Source organism: Acutalibacter sp. 1XD8-33 (assembly GCF_003612555.1).
In the GTDB taxonomy this organism is placed as follows: Bacteria; Bacillota; Clostridia; order Oscillospirales; family Acutalibacteraceae; genus Acutalibacter.
Map to the genome: position 1 here is coordinate 1 of NZ_RAZF01000087.1, position 1,190 is coordinate 1,190.

At 47.0% G+C, this 1,190-nt stretch carries 1 protein-coding gene; it reads left to right on the forward strand.

All coding sequences use genetic code 11. The annotated features are described in order from the left end of the window. Positions 1-194: 194 nt before the first annotated feature. On the forward strand, positions 195-1,190 hold a 996-nt coding region (locus tag D7X94_RS17935; protein ID WP_199715182.1), incomplete at its 3' end, for a reverse transcriptase/maturase family protein.

Consider the following 1,190-nt stretch of genomic DNA (forward strand, 5'->3'; position numbering starts at 1 on the left):
CCGGGATTATCCGGCTATGCGTAATGCCGCAAGGTGAAAAATTTCAAGGGGTAAAAACCCAAGAAAGATGACGCTGAATATCCGGCATGGCAACGGAGCCTCCGTAGTAGTCCGAGGGCGGGAAAGCCGTCTACATGGCGAAGGGAGGTAGGATGTCAACCAATTCATAAAAAAGGAAAGGTGCGTGAGGCATTATGAGAAGTCCTGAAAATGTGTTGGAAAGCCTAAAATCCAAGGCGTGTAACAAGAGTTACAAGTACGAGCGGTTATACCGCAATCTATACAATCCACAATTCTATCTGCTGGCATACCAGCGGATACAGGCGAAACCAGGCAACATGACAGCCGGAACAGACGGCAAAACCATTGACGGTATGGGAATGGCAAGGATAAACGCCCTCATTGAAAAAATGCGTGATTTCAGCTACCAGCCCAACCCGGCGAGGAGAACGTATATCCCGAAATCCAATGGGAAAATGCGCCCTCTGGGAATACCGTCATTTGACGACAAACTGATACAGGAGGTGGTGCGGCTCATCTTAGAGAGCATCTATGAGCCAACTTTCAGCGACTACTCCCACGGTTTCCGCATAAACAAAAGCTGCCATACGGCACTCAAATATGTGCAGAAATATTTTACGGGGACAAAGTGGTTCGTTGAGGGGGATATAAAGGGCTGTTTTGACAATGTAGACCATCATGTGCTGATTGACATTCTGCGGAAGCGGATTGCAGACGAACATTTCATTGGTCTGCTATGGAAGTTTCTGAAAGCCGGATATATGGAGGACTGGAATTATCACAATACCTACTCCGGCACTCCCCAAGGCTCTATCATCAGCCCCATCCTTGCAAATATCTATATGAACGAACTGGACAACTATATAGCAGAATACGCAGAGAAGTTCAACTGCGGAAACCGCCGTAAAATCAATCCGGCGTTCAAGAAGAAGTTGGATGTTTGCCGGGGAAAAGAGCAACGGCTTAAAAGAAATCTCTCTAAAATGAGCGAGAAAGAAAAAGAGGGCTTAATTGCGGAAATCCGGGAATTGCGGCGCAGTCTGAAATCCATGCCGTACAGTGACCAGATGGACGACAGCTATAAGAGGATTTGCTATGTCCGGTATGCGGATGATTTCCTGATAGGGGTTATCGGCAGTAAAGAGGACGCAGAACAGGTAAAACAAGAA